Source organism: Microbacterium sp. MDV22-iso44 (assembly GCF_058629135.1).
In genome coordinates, this window is the sequence record NZ_JBZVWS010000003.1 from 143558 (window position 1) to 159095 (window position 15538).

Here is a 15538-nt window from a genome sequence, read left to right on the forward strand (position 1 = left end):
ACCCTTCAGGCCACGTCGACGGGAGCGCGGACGGCGGCGAGGTAGCGCTCGACCACGACGGCGGCGACGGCGGCGTCGGGTGCCAACGGGGTCGTGACGGCGTCGGCGCCGGCGCGGGCGATGACGTCGGCGAAGAAGCCGGGGGCGAGGACATAGCTCGCGGCCACGACGCGGCGGGCTCCGGCATCCCGGGCCGCAGAGACGGCTGCGTCGATGCGCGTCCCTCCGCCCGCCGCGAAGCCCACGGACACCGGCGCGGCGACGCGTTCCCGCAGCAGATCGGCCATCGCGGCGACGTCGACGGATGCCGCCGGATCGCTCGACCCCGCGGCGGCGAGCACCACCGCATCGCCCGGTGCGAGGCCGACCTCGCGGAGCCGCGTCGCGAGCAGGTCGGCCAGAAGGGGATGCGGACCGAGCGCGGCGGTCGCGGTCGCGCGGTGCCCGGCATCCGTCACCGCGCGGGCGATGTCGACCTTGGTGTGAAAGCCGGTCGACAGGAGGAGGGGGACGACGATCGCGTCGCGCGGGGCGGTGGCGCGGACGACGTCGTCGATCTCGGGCTGCTGCACGTCGACGAACGCCTCCTCCACTGCTACGCCCGGAAGGAGCAGGCGCACGTTCTCGACGAGGTCGGAGATGGCGGCGCGACCGTCGAGCGAGCTGGTGCCGTGCGAGCAGGCGATGAGGACGGGCGTCATGGTGTCTCTCCCGGGGTGACGACATCGAGGCGGTACCCGCGTTTGACGACGGTGCGGATGAGGGTCGGGATGCCGAGGGCTTCCCGCGTGCGCGCGATCGCCACGTCGACGGCGTGGGTGCTGTCGCCGGTTCCCGACCGGGGGAGGGCTGCGGCGAGCTCGCCGCGCGAAACGACACCGCCTCGCGCGGCGAAGAGCAGGGCGAGGATGGCGGCGGACGTGGGTGACAGGGGGAGGAGCGCGCCACCCAGGACAGCGGCGCCGCTGCGCAGCTCGAGTCGTCCCGCAGCGGTCTCGACCGCAGGCGCGCCGCCACCCCCGAAGTGGGTGACGACGGCGCGCACGAGGGAGCCGAGGCGGCCCCGCTCGGCGATGAGCGGAGCTGCGCCGGCGTCGACGAGCGGACCCGCGGTGATCGGCCCGACCGCGGCGAGCAGGAGCGTGCCCGCCGTCGACCGGCGGACGATCGCCTCGAGCGCGCCTTCGCGACGGGCGGTCGCGAGCCACTCCGCGGCGCCGGGCGCGGAGGTGAAGAGGACGGCGTCCACGTCGCCCTGCGCGGTCTGGATGACCGAGCGCGCGACGGCGGCCGGGTCGGGCGGTGGCCCCCAGCGGTAGACCGTCAGGCTGACGACGTCGGCGCCCGCGGCCGAGATGAGCTCGTCGAGCCCGTCTGCTCCCGACCCGTGGTGCTGCACGGCGACGCGGCGACCGGCGACGCCTTCTGCCAGCAGGAACGCCCCGAGTTCCTCGGAGGTCTCGGACTCAGCCACCCAGTCCGCGGCGAGACCGGCCTGCTGGATCGCCCCGCGTGCCTTCGGTCCGCGCGCGACGATCTGCGCACCCGCCAGGGCGGCGTGGAGTGCGCCCTGGAGCCCGGCCTCGTCGGCGGCCTCCATCCAGCCGCGGAATCCGACACCGGTGGTGGCGACGACGATGTCCGGCGGATCATCGATCAGCGCGCGCGTCGCGCCGATGAGCGCGTCATCGTCGATGTGCGACTCGATCGTCAGCGCGGGGGCGTGCCGCACCGTCGCCCCGTGCCGCTCCAGTGCGGACGCGAGCTCGGCGGACCGACGATCGACGGCGATGACGATCGTGCAGCCGCCGAGCGCGGCCGAGAGGGCGGGGCGGACGGTCGTCACCGAGGCGGTTCCCCCGTCCCCGCGGCGACGGGCGGCGCGGGCAGCAGGAGCCCTGCGGCGGCAACGTCGCCCACCACGATGACGGCGGGATTGCTCACTCCCGCGGCCGCGGCATCCGTCACCGCGTCGGCGAGGGTCGTGCGGGTGGTCCGCTGCGTGGGCGTGTGGCCGCGTTCGACGATCGCGAGTGGCCGATCCGCGGGGGCGCCGGCGGCGAGGGCGGCGGCCACGAGCTTCGGCAGGGCGGCGACCCCCATGAGCACGACGGTCGTGATCGTGTCGTCCGCGAGCGCGGCGCGGGTGGCGGGGGTGACGGGACCTTGGCCGATCGTCACGTGGAGTCCCGCGGCGGTCCCGCGGTGGGTGACCGGGATGCCGGCGGCTTGGGGGACCGAGACGACGCTCGTCAGCCCCGGCACGACCTCGACGGGCACGCCCGCGGCCAGGCACGCCGTGACCTCCTCGCCGCCGCGCCCGAAGACGAACGGGTCGCCGCCCTTCAGGCGCACGACGCGCTTGCCGGCCTTGGCGTGGGCGACGAGGAGGGCGTTGATCTCCTCCTGCGGAACCGGGTGGTTTCCGGGCGCCTTGCCGACGTCGATCACCTCGACGTCGGGGTCGAGCTCGCCCAGGATGTCGGTGGGTCCGAGCCGGTCCGCGATCACGACGTCGGCCTCGGCGAGCAGGCGTCGACCGCGGACGGTCATGAGATCGGCGGGGCCGGGACCTCCGCCGACGAGGTCCACGCGCCCGGCGGCCTTCCGGCGGCGACGAAGTGGCAGCATCCCGTCGCGCAGGGCCGCCCCGATCGCGTCGCGCAGCCGGGCGGATCGGCGCGGGTCGACGCCGGCGTCGGAGGCGACCGCGACGATGACATCCCCCGAGCGGGTCTCGGCGGTGAGCCTCGCCGTCCCGTGGGCGCCGTCCGAGGCGTTGACGCAGAACACGCGAGCCGCCTCGCACCACGCCGCGACCGTCGCATCGACGGATGCCTGGGCCGTCGCCGCGTGCACGAACCACGCCTCGGCGACGTCGCTCTCACGGGCGGTGCGCGCGATCCACGCGACCCTGCCGGCATCGACGTGCGCGCGCATCGCGTCGCCCAGCGCGGGAGCGACGACGGTCACGAGCGCGCCCTCGTCGAGGAATCGTCCGACGCGACGCCCGGCGACGGCGCCGCCGCCGACGAAGACGACGCTGCGGCCCGAGAAGGTGAGCCCGAGCATGGTGGTCATGACTGCTCCCCCCGCAGGTAGACGATGCCGTCCGCGACGGCGGCGGGCCATACGCGCAGGGTGTGCTGCTCTTTGCCGTTCGTCTCGAGGCAGACGCCCGTACGAAGGTCGAACACCTGCTTGTACATGGGCGACGCGACCGTGGGGATGTCCCCGCGGGTGCCGACGATGCCGCGCGAGATGACATGCGCGCCGCTGTAGGGGTCGAGGTTCTGCACGGCGTGCACGCGGCCGGCGTGGGTGAGGAACAGCGCGATCTGCATGGCGCCGAGGAGGGCGGCCCGACCGCGCTCGGTCTCGAGGTCGGTCACCGCGCAGATCGCCGTCCAGCTCGCGGGCGGGGCCGCGGCATCCGTGTCGTGCGTCACCGTCGTCACCGCCGCACCTCCAGTGTCGTACCGGCGATGAGCACACCGGCGTCGCGGTCCTCGGGCGTCGCGGGGCGCGCCTGGCCGCGCTCGGCGGTGTACGCCAGCGACGGGTCGGGAGTCGTGGGTGCGTTGACGAACGAGGCGAACCGGCGGAGCTTCTCGGGGTCGTCGAGGGTCGCCTTCCACTCGTCCTCGTAGTTCTCGACGTGCCGGGCCATCGCGGCATCCAGGTCGGCGCAGATCCCGAGCGAGTCGTCGAAGATCACCCGGCGCAGCTCGTCGATGCCGCCCTCGAGGTCCTCGAACCAGGGGGCCGTGCGCTGCAGCCGGTCGGCGGTGAAGACGTAGTACATGAGGAAGCGGTCGATTGCCTGCAGCAGCCCGGCGTCGTCGAGGCCTTCCACCAGCAGCACCGCGTGGCGGGGCGTGAAACCGCCGTTGCCGCCGACGTACATGTTCCAGCCCGCCTCGGTCGCGATGACGCCGACGTCCTTGCCGCGGGCCTCGGCGCATTCGCGCGCGCACCCCGAGACACCGAGCTTGATCTTGTGCGGTGACCGCAGCCCCCGGTAGCGGAGCTCCAGCTGGACGGCCATGCCCACGGCATCCTGCACGCCGTACCGGCACCAGGTCGAGCCGACGCAGGACTTCACGGTGCGCAGGGACTTGCCGTAGGCGTGGCCCGACTCGAAACCCGCGTCGACGAGGCGCTTCCAGATCTCGGGCAGCTGCTCGAGGCGCGCACCGAACATGTCGATCCGTTGCCCGCCGGTGATCTTCGTGTACAGCCCGAAGTCCTGCGCCACCTGCCCGATCACGACGAGGCCCTCGGGGGTGATCTCGCCGCCGGCGATGCGGGGGACGACCGAGTAGCTGCCGTCCTTCTGCATGTTCGCCATGACGTGGTCGTTCGTGTCCTGCAGCGTCGCGTTCTCGCCGTCGAGCACGTGCCGACCGGTGAGGGTCGACAGGATGCTGGCGAGCACGGGCTTGCAGATGTCGCAGCCGCGCCCGGTGCCGAACCGCTCGATGACCGCGCTGAAGGTCGACAGCCCCGAGACGCGCACGGCGTCGAAGAGCTGACGGCGCGACATCGCGAAGTGCTCGCAGAGCGCACTGCTGAGGGCGGCGCCGGTCTTCGCGAGCTCGCTGCCGAGGAGCTTCGTGATCATGCCCACGCACGATCCGCAGGCCGCCCCCGCTTTCGTGCAGGCCTTGATCGCCTTCACTTCCGTGCAGCCCTCGTCATGGACGGCCGAGCGGATTCCGCCGGCCGTGACGCTGTTGCAAGAGCACACCAGCGCCTCGTCGGGCAGCTCGCCCGTCGGGGCGGCGACGCCGTCCTGCGGCATGAGGTACGCGACCGGATCGCCGCCGAGCGCGCCGCCGACGAGGGGGCGGAGCGAACCGTAGGCCGACGCGTCGCCGACCAGGATGCCGCCGAGCAGCGTCTTCGCGTCGTCCGAGAGGACCAGCTTCTTGTAGACCCCGGCGATCGGGTCGGCGTAGACCACGTCGAGTGCGCCGGGCGTCTCGGCGAACGCGTCGCCGAAGCTGGCGACGTCGACACCCGAGAGCTTGAGCTTGGTCGAGACGTCGAAGCCCGCGAAGGACGCCTCGAGTCCGAGCAGCCGAGCAGCCGCCACCTCTGCCATGGCGTAGCCGGGTGCGACGAGCCCGACGCACTGGCCGCCGAAGCTCGCCACCTCACCGATCGCGAGGATGCGCGGGTCGGACGTGTCGCAGCCGCCGTCGATGACGACTCCGCCGCGCGGATCGACCGTGAGCCCGGCGGCGCGGGCGAGCTCGTCGCGGGGACGGACACCGACGGTGAACACGACGACGTCGGTGCGCTCCCACGAGCCGTCGCGGAACTCGAGGCCGATCACCTGACCGCTGCGGTCGGCATCGAGCCGCGTCGTCAGCGCCGAGGTCCGCACGCCGATCCCGCGCTGCTCGATGAGCCGACGCAAGGCGTCGCCGGCGGGCAGGTCGAGCTGCGCCGACATGAGGCGGTCCGAGGACTGGACGACGGTGCACTCGACATCGAGTCCCTGCAGTGCGCCGGCTGCTTCGAGTCCGAGGAGCCCGCCGCCGATGACGGTTCCGGTGAGCCGGCGTCCGAGCTCGGCCGACCGGCGCTCGACGAAGCGCTCCAGCGCCTCGACGTCGTCGAGGGTGCGGTAGACGAAGCATCCCTCGTGGTCGTAGCCGTCCACCGCGAGCCGGGCGGCGTACGACCCGGTCGCCAGGACCAGCCGGTCGTAGCCGATGCGCTCGCCGCGGTCGGTGACGACCTCGGCGATGCCCCGGTCGATGCGGGTGACGGTCGCGCCCCGGACGAAGCGCACGCGCTCGTCGGCCAGGGGCGACGCGTCGAGTTCGAGGTCCTCGGCGGACGCGCCGGCGAAGAACGAGGTGAGACCGACGCGGTCGTACGGATGCCGCGGCTCCTCGCCGATCACGGTGACCCGCCACGCCTCGTCGGTGCGGCTGAGCAGGCTCTCGACGAAACGATGGGCGACCATCCCGGCACCCACCACGACCACGTGGGGCGGGGTGGGGCCGGTGGAGCTCATGTCGCGACCGTAGGCGGGCGACGTTGCAGCCGAGGTCCCGTCGTGTTGCGGGCTCTTTACGGGGCGGGCCACGGTCGTCACCGGACGGCGACGGGCGCGTCCGCCGCGGCGGCGCGGGCGGCATCCTCACGGCGCGAGGCGCGCACGCGGCGGGGGGCCGCGGGGCGTCCGTACGTGAAGAACAGCGGCAGTCCGACGAACAGCAGTCCGCCGACGAGGTTGCCGACCACCGTCGGGATCTCGTTCCAGATGAGGTAGTCGCCGATCGTGAAATCACCGCCCAGCAGCAGACCCGAGGGGAACAGGAACATGTTCACGATCGAGTGCTCGAAGCCCATGAAGAAGAAGAGCATGATCGGCATCCACATCGCGACGATCTTGCCGATGACGTCCTTCGAGACCATCGCGAGGACGACGCCGGTGGCGACCATGGCGTTGCAGAGGACCGCGCGGACGAACAGGGTCAGCATGCCGTTCGCCCCGTGCTCGGCATAGCCGACGGTGCGGCCTTCGCCGATGTGGCCGATCGCCTGTCCGACCTCGTTGGGCGGGGTGGAGAACCCGTTCGTGAAGACGATCGCCATCAGCACCGCGATCGCGAAGGCGCCGATGAAGTTGCCGAGGAACACGAGTCCCCAGTTGCGGAGGATGCCGCCGAGCGTGACACCCGGGCGCTTGTCGAGCCACGCCAGCGGGGCGAGCACGAACACGCCCGTCAGCAGGTCGTAGCCCAGCAGGTAGAGCATCACGAACCCGATCGGGAACAGCACGGCACCGAGGAGCGGACTGCCGGTGGTGACGCTGATCGTGACGGCGAAGGCGGCCGCCAGCGTGAGGATCGCGCCGCCCATGATCGATCGGATGAGGGTGTCGCGGGTGGAGAGCATGACCTTCGACGCGCCGGCGTCGATCACGGTCTGGACGAGCTCGGTGGGCTTGACGTACGTCATCGCAGAATCCCTTTCAGTCGTGGAGCCGGGTGTGAGGCTCGACGCTAAAGGGCGGGTGTTTCCCCCGATCGCGCGGGGATCGACCGCTTTGGTTACCTCTTCCTCTCAAACGAAGAGGTCGCGATGTGAGAAGGAAGGGGCCTCAGGCGTCGTCTGGCTCCGCGTGACCGACGGAGCGCGCTTCGAGGTACGCGCACAGCTCCGCGGCGACGGCGAGCTCGACGGCCATGCCGTGGAGCTGATGGCTGTTGAGGATCGTCGTCTCGGGCTGCGGTTCGATCGTCACGCGCCACGGGGCACCGCCGATCTCGACGGGCTCCATCGAGATCGAGACGGATGCGTTCTCGAGAGGAACGATGACGAGCCCCGTGTCGCCGCCGTCGGAGCCGTCCTGCACGATGACCTTGATGCGGTCGCCCGCGCCGCGGGCATCGTGGAAGTCGGACACCCACGCCTCGAGGGTTTCTTTACTGCGGAACGGCATCGGGACTTCCCCTCGTGGTCGGGCGGGAGACTAGCGGATCCGAAGACACAGTGCCACGGGAACTGGGCCGCTCCTCCCCATCACCTATTCTCGACCATGGCGTCGGATACGGCGCGAACGACAAGGAGTGGATGTGGCGGACGGCGAAGATCGAACCTCCGCTGCGGGTGAGTCGAAGACCGGATATTGGTACGACGAGGCCCCCGGCCACCGTGATCGAGCCCGTCGAGTGCTCGAGGCGCTCCGAACCTATCGAGCTGCCGAGGCGGCGATGAGGCGCCGGACGCGGGACTCCATGGCGATGGGGGAGAACGAGCTCCTCGCCCTGCGCTATCTCTTGCGTCAGCCCGACCATTCTGCGCGACCGGCTGAGCTCGTCAAGTACCTCGGTGTCACCTCGGCGTCGATCACCACGATGCTCGACCGGCTCGAGAAGACCGGACGCATCGAAAGGTTGGCGAATCCGACCGATCGTCGCAGCATCTTCGTGCGCGCGACTCCGCATGCGAACGAGGAGGTGCGCGAGACGCTCGGACGCATGCACGGACTCATGTACGACGTCGCCGTGGGCATGAGCCCAGAGGCGCAGGAGCATGTCGTGGAATTCCTCCGACAGATGTCGGACGCCGTCGACGGCGTCGACCCAGTGGTCACCGAGGAGACGGTCGACGCCTGACGACCGGGATGCTGTACCCGGCTCGGGGCGTCAGCGCAACGCCCACGGGCAAACCCGTATCACCGCGCATAGTGGGGGTATGAGATGCATCACCTACGCCGGCGAGACCGTGGTCACGACCGATGACGTGGCGGAGGCTCTCATCACCCTGACCGCCGCCGTCGCCGAACTCGGACGGGCGGATGCCGTGACGATCCCCATCGTCTTCGAGAAGAATCACGAGATCGGCGAGGCATCCCTCGTCATCGGCGTGGGGAACGACGTCCTGTCGGTGGCGACCGAATGGGAAGGTCCCGAGCCGGACTTCGCGTTCGCTGCGGCCCAGCTGCGCCACCATCCGCATTTCCCTCGCGAGGCCGAGAGCTCGGGCGAACAGGCCTACGAGATCGAACCCGACACCTACTGGGACCCCGACCTCGACGGTTTCGGATCCCGCTGAAACGTTTCTCGACACGACGACCCCGCGCCTCGGCGTGACTCTAGGCTGAGCCCTGGTTCACGTCTGAGCGAAGGGGCTCTCCATGCCGGTGTCCGCGTCACCCGTCCCTGTGTCGCCGCTGTCCGAAGCGGTCTTCCTCTCGGCCGAGGCCGCTGAAGGCGTCGCCCCGAGGTTCACTGCGACCGTCCCGCTCAGGGCGCCCCGCGACGACGTCGTCGCCGCCACGCTGTGGGCGACCGCCCGGGGTGTGTACGAGGCCGAGGTCGACGGCGTGCCGGTGACGGACTCGGTGCTCAACCCCGGGTGGACCTCCTACGAATGGCGCCTGACGTACCAGCAGTTCGACGTCACGGATACGGTCCGCGGCGGGCACGGTGACGTGCGGCTGGCGCTGATCCTCGGCAACGGGTGGTGGCGTGGCCATCTCGGATTCGGCGACGCCGATGCGGACTACGGCGACGAGATCGCGGTCGCCGCGACCCTCGAGGTCGTCTATCGGGACGGGTCCGTGCAGCGGGTGTCGACATCGGATGCCTGGGGTGCCGCGGCATCCGATGTCACCCGCAACTCGCTCTACCGCGGTCAGAGCGTCGACGCTCGATTGCGCGAGGGCGGTGCCCCGCTGGCCGTGCGCACGAGCGAGATCGATCACGGCGTGCTCGCCCCGCAGACGTCGCCGCCGGTGCGTCGTCACGAGGCCGTTCCCGCGCAGCGCGTCTGGCGCTCGCCGTCGGGGCGGACGCTCGTGGACTTCGGACAGAACCTCGTGGGATGGCTGAGATTCACCGTCCAGGGGCCGCGCGGCGACCTCATCCGCATCCGCCACGCGGAGGTGCTCGAAGACGGCGAGCTGGGTGTCCGGCCGCTGCGTTCGGCCGACGCGACCGACGAGTTCGTCCTCTCGGGCGGGGTCGACGCCTTCGAGCCGACGTTCACGTTCCACGGCTTCCGTTACGCGGAGGTCGAGGGGTGGCCCGGTGAGCTGCGCGCCGCCGATCTCGAGGCCGTCGTGGTCCACTCCTACATGGCTCGCACGGGTCGGTTCTCGTGCTCCGATCCGCTCGTCACCCGGCTCGTCGAGAACTCCGTGTGGAGCCAACGCGGCAACTTCCTGAGCGTCCCGACCGATTGCCCGCAGCGGGACGAGCGGTTGGGGTGGACCGGCGACATCGCGGCGTTCGCGGCATCCGCGTCGTTCTCCTTCGACACCGCGGACTTCCTCGACAGCTGGCTGCAGGACCTGCGGCTCGAGACCGAGCACGCCCCCGACGGCGCCGTGCCGTTCGTCGTGCCGGCCGTCCTGAAGTACGCGAACTTCCCCGCGGGTCACCTGAGCGAATGGGCCGGTCCGACCGCGATCTGGGGGGATGCGGCGGTGTGGGTTCCGCAGGCGCTGTGGCACGCCTACGGAGACGCCGATCGCCTCGCGGCGCACTACCCGGCCATGGCGATGCACCTGTCGTCGATCGAGCCGCTGATCTCGGAGCGGGGCCTCTGGGAGCGAGGCAACCAGTTCGGCGACTGGCTCGACCCCGACGCACCTCCCGAGGATCCCGCTGCCGCGAAGGCGGATGCCGCGGTCGTCGCCACGGCGTGCCTGTACCGGTCGGCCTCGTTCGCCGCCGAGGCGGCCGCCGTCCTCGGGAAGGATGCCGAGGCGCGGCGTTGGCGCGGGCTCGCCGCGCGCACGCGGGACGCGTTCGTCCGCTACTACGTCGACGACGACGGCATCGTCCGGTCGGACTGCGCGACCGTCTATGCCCTCGCGATCACGTTCGGCGTCCTCGAGGGCGACCTGCGGAGCCGGGCCGCCGCGCGCCTCGCCGAGATCGTCCGCGAGTCCGGATTCCGGGTGACGACCGGGTTCGCCGGCACGCCCTACGTGACGTGGGCACTCTCCGAGACCGGGCACGTCGACGAGGCGTACCGGCTGCTGCTCGAGAAGGAGTGCCCGTCCTGGCTCTACCCGATCACGATGGGCGCGACGACCGTGTGGGAGCGCTGGGACTCGATGCTTCCCGACGGGTCGATCAACCCCGGCGAGATGACGAGCTTCAACCACTACGCTCTCGGCGCCGTCGTGGACTGGATCCACCAGGTGGTCGGCGGGCTCCGGCCTGCCGCCCCCGGCTACGCCCGCGTGCGCGTCGAGCCTCGGCCCGGGCCGGGCATCGAGTGGGCCGAGACCTCGCTGCGCACCCGGCAGGGGGATGTCAGCGTCGCGTGGCGGGTCGCATCGGGGGAGCTCACCGTCGAGGTCGCGCTCCCCGATGATGTGCCGGCCGAGGTCGTCCTCCCCGACGGGCGGACGGTCGAGGTCCTCGGCGGGGGACACGTCTTCACGAGCACGCTCTGACCCGCGGTGCTTCCGATGAGACTCATCAGAGGGCGGGCGTAGCGTTTCCCGTGAGGGATGCCCCGACCCGAGGCATCCGTCTATCGATCAGCAAGGAGACCCCATGCCTACTGTCGCCGCTTACGCCGCGCCGTCCGCGACCGACCCGCTCGTCCGCACGACGATCGAGCGCCGCGAGACGGGACCCCGCGACGTCCTCATCGCGATCCGCTACGCCGGGATCTGCCACTCCGACATCCACCTCGTCCGCGGCGACTGGGGTCCGGTGACCTACCCGCAGGTCGTCGGCCACGAGATCGCCGGCGAGGTCGTCGAGGTCGGCTCCGAGGTCACGGACTTCGCCGTCGGCGACCGGGTCGGCGTCGGCTGCATGGTCAACTCCTGCCGCGAGTGCGAGAACTGCCTCGCCGGCATGGAGAACTACTGCCTGAACGGCAACACCCAGACCTACGGGTCGGTCGACCGCGACGGCACGATCACCCAGGGCGGCTACTCGACGCACGTGGTCGTCGACCAGGACTTCGTCCTGCGCATCCCCGAGGCGCTCCCGTACGAGTCGGTCGCGCCGCTGCTGTGCGCCGGCATCACGACGTACTCGCCGCTCGCGCACTGGAAGGTCGGCGCCGGCTCCAAGGTCGCCGTCGTGGGCATGGGCGGGCTCGGACACCTCGCCGTCAAGATCGCCGCCGCCATGGGTGCGGAGGTCACGGTCCTGTCGCAGAGCCTGTCGAAGCAGGAGGACGGCAAGCGGTTCGGCGCGACGCACTACTACGCCACGAGCGACGCGTCGACGTTCACGACCCTCGCCAACACGTTCGACCTCATCATCAACACCGTGAGCGCGCCGCTGAAGCTCGAGGACTACCTGCGTCTGCTGCGCCTGGACGGCACGATGGTCAACGTCGGCGCACCGTCCGAGCCCCTGTCGCTGCGCGTGTTCACCCTGTTCGGCAACCGCCGCTCGTTCGCCGGCTCGAACATCGGATCGATCGCCGAGACCCAGGAGATGCTCGACTTCTGCGCCGCGCACGGCATCGCTCCCGAGACCGAGCTGATCGGTGCGGACGAGATCAACGACGCTTACGAGCGCGTGCTGCGCTCCGACGTCCGCTACCGCTTCGTGATCGACATCGAGACGCTGAAGGACTGAGTTCGGATACCCGACGGGACGGCGTCGTCCGGGGGTGTTACCCTCGCGACAGAGCACGACGTCGTCCCGCCGGGGGCACCGGCACGCCGTCGCGCCAGGAAGACGAACACATGCCGTACCGCAGTCGCGAAACCTTGCAGCTCTGGTTGGACGAGTTCGTCGCCGCGCGGCAGGACGGGGACCTCATCAAGGTCGTCATCCAAGACGACTCGTGGGGGGATGACGGGGGTCTCGTCGTCGTTCCGCTGCGGAACGCGTCGACGACGGTCTACGTCCGCCCTCCGATGAACGAGGATGCGCGCTGGCGCGTCGTCTTCGAGCCTCAGCTCGACGAGGTCGCGCTGTCGGCGGAGGAGACCGCCGCGCTCGTCGCGGAACTCGGGACCGCCGCGGATCTGTGCGGCTACCTCGAGGTGCGCTCGGTCGCCCACATCGAGGCGTCGCCGACCGCCTGACACGCAGGGGCGGCTCCGCCCCGCACGAGCGTCCTCGCGGGGGCGGAGCAGTGTCGTCAGTGGGCGGAGTAGCCGCCGTCGACGAGGTGGTAGCTGCCCGAGATGAAGGATGCCTCGTCGCTCAGCAGGAAGAGCGTGAGCGCTGCGACCTCGGCATCCGTTCCGAGTCGGCCGGCGGCGTGCTCCTTCTCGAGGGCCGACAGTGCGTCACCCGAGAGGCTCGCGCGCACGAGCGGGGTGTCGATGAAGCCCGGGCCGACCGCGTTCGTGCGCACACCCTGAGCCGTGTACTCGAGGGCCGCCACCTTCGTGAGGCCGACGAGGGCGTGCTTGCTGGCGACATAGGCCGCGTTCTGCGCGAGGCCGACCGAGCCGAGCACCGACGCCATGTTGACGACCGCGCCGCCGCCGGCAGCCACGATCGCGGGCAGCTGGAACCGCAGCCCGTAGAAGACGCCATCGAGGTCGACTGCGCGAACTCGGTCCCACGCCTCGATGTCGTAGTCGCCGATGTTCTGCGGGGCGGCGCCGATGCCGGCGTTGTTGACCGCGAGGTGCAAGGCGCCGTAGGTGTCCTGCGCGTAGCGGACGGTCGTCTCGGAGTCCTGCCATTTCGCCGTGTTCTGAGCGAACGCGGATGCGGTGCCCCCGGCATCCGTGATCTGCGTCACGACCTTCTCGGCCGCGTCGAGCTTGATGTCGGTGACCACCACCGACGCGCCTTCGGCCGCGAGCTTGCGGGCGATCTCCGCGCCGATGCCGCTGCCGCCGCCGGTGACCAGTGCCGTCTTGCCGTCGAACCGTGCCATTGCGTTACCTCTTTTCGCAGGCCTGACGCCGTGACTCTCGCGGCCGGTGCCATGCATCTGAATACAACGGATGCCCGGCGTTGGCATTCCTGCTCAGCGCGGAAAAGTAGGTATCAGAGGTACTGGTCCCGCGCGGCTCGCCGGATCGAGTGATCGCGGATGTCATCCCAGTCGAGCACCACGACGCCGTGCTGGCCCACGGGGTCCGCGCAACGGTCGAGAAGGCGCTCCGTCAGCGCCGGGACGTCCCCGCACTCGCTGACATCCAGGAACGTGACCTCGACGTCCCGCGCATTGTCGCGCTCCAGTTCCGCGTGGACACGCGCACCCAGCGCGGACGCGACCCGGTCGAACGCCAGCGCGTGTCGTGGCGCGAGAGTCACCGCGAACACGACCTGTCGAACCCCGACATGCCGCTTCGTCTCGACAGCCGCCAGGGTCGCGAGCGCACGCAGACGATCCTTGCCCGTCACGCGGGAGTAGTCGCGCAGATCGGCGAAGGCGACGACCGCGCGCGGGCGGCTCACCTCCTCGCCGTCGAGGGGTCGGCGGGCGGTGATCCCGCGGGCGACAGCGGTGTCCGTGTCGCCGAGTGTCACTACGGGGTGTTCCATCACTGGCTTTCGTTCGAAGGGAACGGTCGAGCGACCGCTGCCGACCAGACTTCCCGGCTCACCATTTCTCGTGCGCAGGCGACGTTACCCCTGGTGCGGCGATGTGGGCGCAGGCGCTTCCTGATAGATGTCGGGCGTGCCGTCGGCATCCTCGTCCACGGTCTCTTCGGCTGCGATCCGGCGGTAGCGGCGGTTGCGGGCGATGAGGATGCCGGAGGCGATCAGCGCCGCGAGTACGGACGCGATCATGATGGCGATCTTCGCGTCGTCACCCTCGGTCGAGCCGGCGGGGAAGCTGAGCTCGGCGATCAACAGCGAGACGGTGAATCCGATGCCGGCCAGCAGCGCGACGCCCAGGAGGTCGACCCACCGCAGCGCCGGGTGCAGCCGGATCTTCGTCACGAGTGTCAGCGCGCGGACGGCGAGCAGGATGCCGATCGGCTTGCCGAGCACGAGTCCCGCGACGATGCCGAGGGCGACCGGATCGGTGGCCGCGCGGAGGATGCCGTCGGTGCCGCCCACGGCGACTCCGGCGGCGAAGAAGGCGAAGACGGGTACGGCGAAGCCGGCCGACAGCGGGCGGAAGCGGTGCTCGAACTCGTGGGCGAGGTCGGCCGCGCGGGGGCCGTCGGTCGCGCCACGCGCAGCCTTGACCGGGATCGTGAAGGCGAGGGCGACGCCGGCGATGGTGGCGTGCACGCCCGACGCGTGCAGGAACGCCCAGGCGACGAACCCGATCGGCAGGAGAACCAGCCAGGCCGCGAACGGGCGGCCGGCGAACAGCGACCGGTAGCGCTGCGCGATGAAGCCGTAGAGTGCGACGACCGCAACAGCCACCGCGAGCGGGACGACCGCGATGTCCTCGGTGTAGAAGACCGCGATGATGCCGATCGCGATCAGGTCGTCCACCACGGCGAGGGTGAGCAGGAAGATGCGCAGCGGGCTCGGCAGGTGCGACCCGACGAGAGCGAGGACGGCGACGGCGAACGCGATGTCGGTCGCCGTGGGGATCGCCCACCCCTGGACCAGCCCCTCCTGCCCGCGCACCACGGCGACGTAGATCAGAGCCGGCACGGCCACGCCGCCGATCGCCGCCGTCACCGGGACGACCGCCGTGCTGAACCGCCGTAGATCGCCGACGACGAGCTCGCGTTTGAGTTCGAGTCCCACGAGGAAGAAGAAGATCGCGAGCAGGCCGTCGGCCGCCCATGCGCCGAGGGAGAGCTCGAGATGCCACGGTTCATGGCCGACGCGGAAGTCGCGCAGGGCGAAGTAGCTGTCGGATGCCGGTGAGTTCGCCCACACGATGGCTGCGACGGCGGCGATCACGAGCAGCGCTCCTCCGACGGCCTCTTTGCGGAGGATCGCCGACACGCGGGCGGCCTCGGTGTGACCGCGCCAGCGTGGTGCGCGCAGGTCGGTACGGTCAGTGCTCGGCGTGTTCACGGGGCGGTCCTCCGGAAGGGTCGACAGACAGAAATGTCGACCAGACTTCCCGACGCGCCGCGACCAGTTTACCGTCCGACCGCCTGTGGGCCGGGGGTGGCATCTTCCTCGGTGGCGCGCCGAGCCGC

At 70.9% G+C, this 15538-nt stretch carries 15 protein-coding genes; 5 read left to right on the plus strand and 10 right to left on the minus strand.

The window, feature by feature from the left end; translation table 11 throughout:
• Nucleotides 1–5: 5 nt before the first annotated feature.
• The 7 genes from AC4NN1_RS10975 to AC4NN1_RS11005 form a co-directional block, all read right to left on the minus strand.
• Complete coding sequence (locus AC4NN1_RS10975) at nt 6–701, minus strand: sirohydrochlorin chelatase (RefSeq protein WP_018187636.1); 696 nt, start codon at nt 699–701, stop codon at nt 6–8.
• Nucleotides 698–1846 (minus strand): uroporphyrinogen-III synthase, encoded by a 1149-nt coding sequence (locus AC4NN1_RS10980; RefSeq protein WP_491955312.1) that lies wholly within the window; start codon nt 1844–1846, stop codon nt 698–700. The genes AC4NN1_RS10975 and AC4NN1_RS10980 overlap by 4 nt, the downstream gene beginning before the upstream one ends.
• The gene (gene cobA, locus AC4NN1_RS10985; RefSeq protein ID WP_491955313.1) at nt 1843–3081 is read right to left on the minus strand and encodes a uroporphyrinogen-III C-methyltransferase; all 1239 of its coding nucleotides are present in this window, start codon (nt 3079–3081) and stop codon (nt 1843–1845) included. Before cobA ends, AC4NN1_RS10980 begins: the two co-directional genes overlap by 4 nt.
• The gene (gene nirD / locus AC4NN1_RS10990; protein ID WP_491955314.1) at nt 3078–3458 is read right to left on the minus strand and encodes a nitrite reductase small subunit NirD; all 381 of its coding nucleotides are present in this window, start codon (nt 3456–3458) and stop codon (nt 3078–3080) included. The genes cobA and nirD overlap by 4 nt, the downstream gene beginning before the upstream one ends.
• Nucleotides 3455–6031, minus strand: a complete 2577-nt coding sequence (gene nirB / locus AC4NN1_RS10995; RefSeq protein WP_491955315.1) for a nitrite reductase large subunit NirB — start codon at nt 6029–6031, stop codon at nt 3455–3457. Before nirB ends, nirD begins: the two co-directional genes overlap by 4 nt.
• Nucleotides 6032–6108: 77 nt before the next feature.
• Entirely contained in the window at nt 6109–6981 is an 873-nt protein-coding gene (locus AC4NN1_RS11000; protein WP_018187631.1) for a formate/nitrite transporter family protein, read from the minus strand.
• Nucleotides 6982–7123: 142 nt separating this feature from the next.
• The gene (locus AC4NN1_RS11005) at nt 7124–7465 is read right to left on the minus strand and encodes a hypothetical protein (RefSeq protein ID WP_491955316.1); all 342 of its coding nucleotides are present in this window, start codon (nt 7463–7465) and stop codon (nt 7124–7126) included.
• A gap of 295 nt (nt 7466–7760) precedes the next feature.
• Between AC4NN1_RS11005 and AC4NN1_RS11010 the strand changes: the two genes are divergently transcribed.
• From AC4NN1_RS11010 to AC4NN1_RS11030, 5 genes are all read left to right on the plus strand, one after another.
• Nucleotides 7761–8141: a MarR family winged helix-turn-helix transcriptional regulator gene (locus tag AC4NN1_RS11010; RefSeq protein WP_311858238.1), complete on the plus strand. Its 381-nt coding sequence runs from the start codon at nt 7761–7763 to the stop codon at nt 8139–8141.
• A 79-nt stretch (nt 8142–8220) separates the two neighbouring features.
• A complete protein-coding gene (locus AC4NN1_RS11015) occupies nt 8221–8580 on the plus strand; it encodes a hypothetical protein (protein ID WP_020098445.1) in 360 nt (119 codons plus the stop codon).
• 82 nt (nt 8581–8662) lie between these two features.
• Nucleotides 8663–10936 carry an alpha-L-rhamnosidase gene (locus tag AC4NN1_RS11020; RefSeq protein ID WP_491955317.1) on the plus strand — a complete coding sequence of 758 codons (2274 nt, stop codon included), beginning with the start codon at nt 8663–8665 and terminating at the stop codon, nt 10934–10936.
• Nucleotides 10937–11039: 103 nt separating this feature from the next.
• Entirely contained in the window at nt 11040–12086 is a 1047-nt protein-coding gene (locus AC4NN1_RS11025; protein WP_363455386.1) for an NAD(P)-dependent alcohol dehydrogenase, read from the plus strand.
• Nucleotides 12087–12196: 110 nt separating this feature from the next.
• On the plus strand, nt 12197–12541 hold the full coding sequence (locus AC4NN1_RS11030) for a hypothetical protein (RefSeq protein ID WP_018187625.1): 345 nt from the start codon (nt 12197–12199) through the stop codon (nt 12539–12541).
• 56 nt (nt 12542–12597) lie between these two features.
• Here the strand turns inward: AC4NN1_RS11030 and AC4NN1_RS11035 are convergent, their stop codons facing one another.
• The 3 genes from AC4NN1_RS11035 to nhaA form a co-directional block, all read right to left on the minus strand.
• On the minus strand, nt 12598–13350 hold the full coding sequence (locus AC4NN1_RS11035; protein WP_491955318.1) for an SDR family NAD(P)-dependent oxidoreductase: 753 nt from the start codon (nt 13348–13350) through the stop codon (nt 12598–12600).
• A gap of 113 nt (nt 13351–13463) precedes the next feature.
• Nucleotides 13464–13964 carry a hypothetical protein gene (locus AC4NN1_RS11040; RefSeq protein ID WP_491955319.1) on the minus strand — a complete coding sequence of 167 codons (501 nt, stop codon included), beginning with the start codon at nt 13962–13964 and terminating at the stop codon, nt 13464–13466.
• Nucleotides 13965–14048: 84 nt separating this feature from the next.
• The gene (nhaA, locus tag AC4NN1_RS11045; RefSeq protein WP_020098450.1) at nt 14049–15410 is read right to left on the minus strand and encodes a Na+/H+ antiporter NhaA; all 1362 of its coding nucleotides are present in this window, start codon (nt 15408–15410) and stop codon (nt 14049–14051) included.
• Nucleotides 15411–15538: the final 128 nt, after the last annotated feature.

Excerpts from the sequence above, each read along its gene's own strand:
- AC4NN1_RS10975 (WP_018187636.1), bottom strand. The coding sequence starts at position 701 with ATGACGCCCGTCCTCATCGCCTGCTCGCACGGCACCAGCTCGCTCGAC.
- cobA (WP_491955313.1), bottom strand. The coding sequence starts at position 3,081 with ATGACCACCATGCTCGGGCTCACCTTCTCGGGCCGCAGCGTCGTCTTC.
- nirB (WP_491955315.1), bottom strand. The coding sequence starts at position 6,031 with ATGAGCTCCACCGGCCCCACCCCGCCCCACGTGGTCGTGGTGGGTGCC.
- AC4NN1_RS11000 (WP_018187631.1), bottom strand. The coding sequence starts at position 6,981 with ATGACGTACGTCAAGCCCACCGAGCTCGTCCAGACCGTGATCGACGCC.
- AC4NN1_RS11005 (WP_491955316.1), bottom strand. The coding sequence starts at position 7,465 with ATGCCGTTCCGCAGTAAAGAAACCCTCGAGGCGTGGGTGTCCGACTTC.
- AC4NN1_RS11010 (WP_311858238.1), top strand. The coding sequence starts at position 7,761 with ATGGCGATGGGGGAGAACGAGCTCCTCGCCCTGCGCTATCTCTTGCGT.
- AC4NN1_RS11015 (WP_020098445.1), top strand. The coding sequence starts at position 8,221 with ATGAGATGCATCACCTACGCCGGCGAGACCGTGGTCACGACCGATGAC.
- AC4NN1_RS11020 (WP_491955317.1), top strand. The coding sequence starts at position 8,663 with ATGCCGGTGTCCGCGTCACCCGTCCCTGTGTCGCCGCTGTCCGAAGCG.
- AC4NN1_RS11025 (WP_363455386.1), top strand. The coding sequence starts at position 11,040 with ATGCCTACTGTCGCCGCTTACGCCGCGCCGTCCGCGACCGACCCGCTC.
- AC4NN1_RS11030 (WP_018187625.1), top strand. The coding sequence starts at position 12,197 with ATGCCGTACCGCAGTCGCGAAACCTTGCAGCTCTGGTTGGACGAGTTC.
- AC4NN1_RS11035 (WP_491955318.1), bottom strand. The coding sequence starts at position 13,350 with ATGGCACGGTTCGACGGCAAGACGGCACTGGTCACCGGCGGCGGCAGC.
- AC4NN1_RS11040 (WP_491955319.1), bottom strand. The coding sequence starts at position 13,964 with ATGGAACACCCCGTAGTGACACTCGGCGACACGGACACCGCTGTCGCC.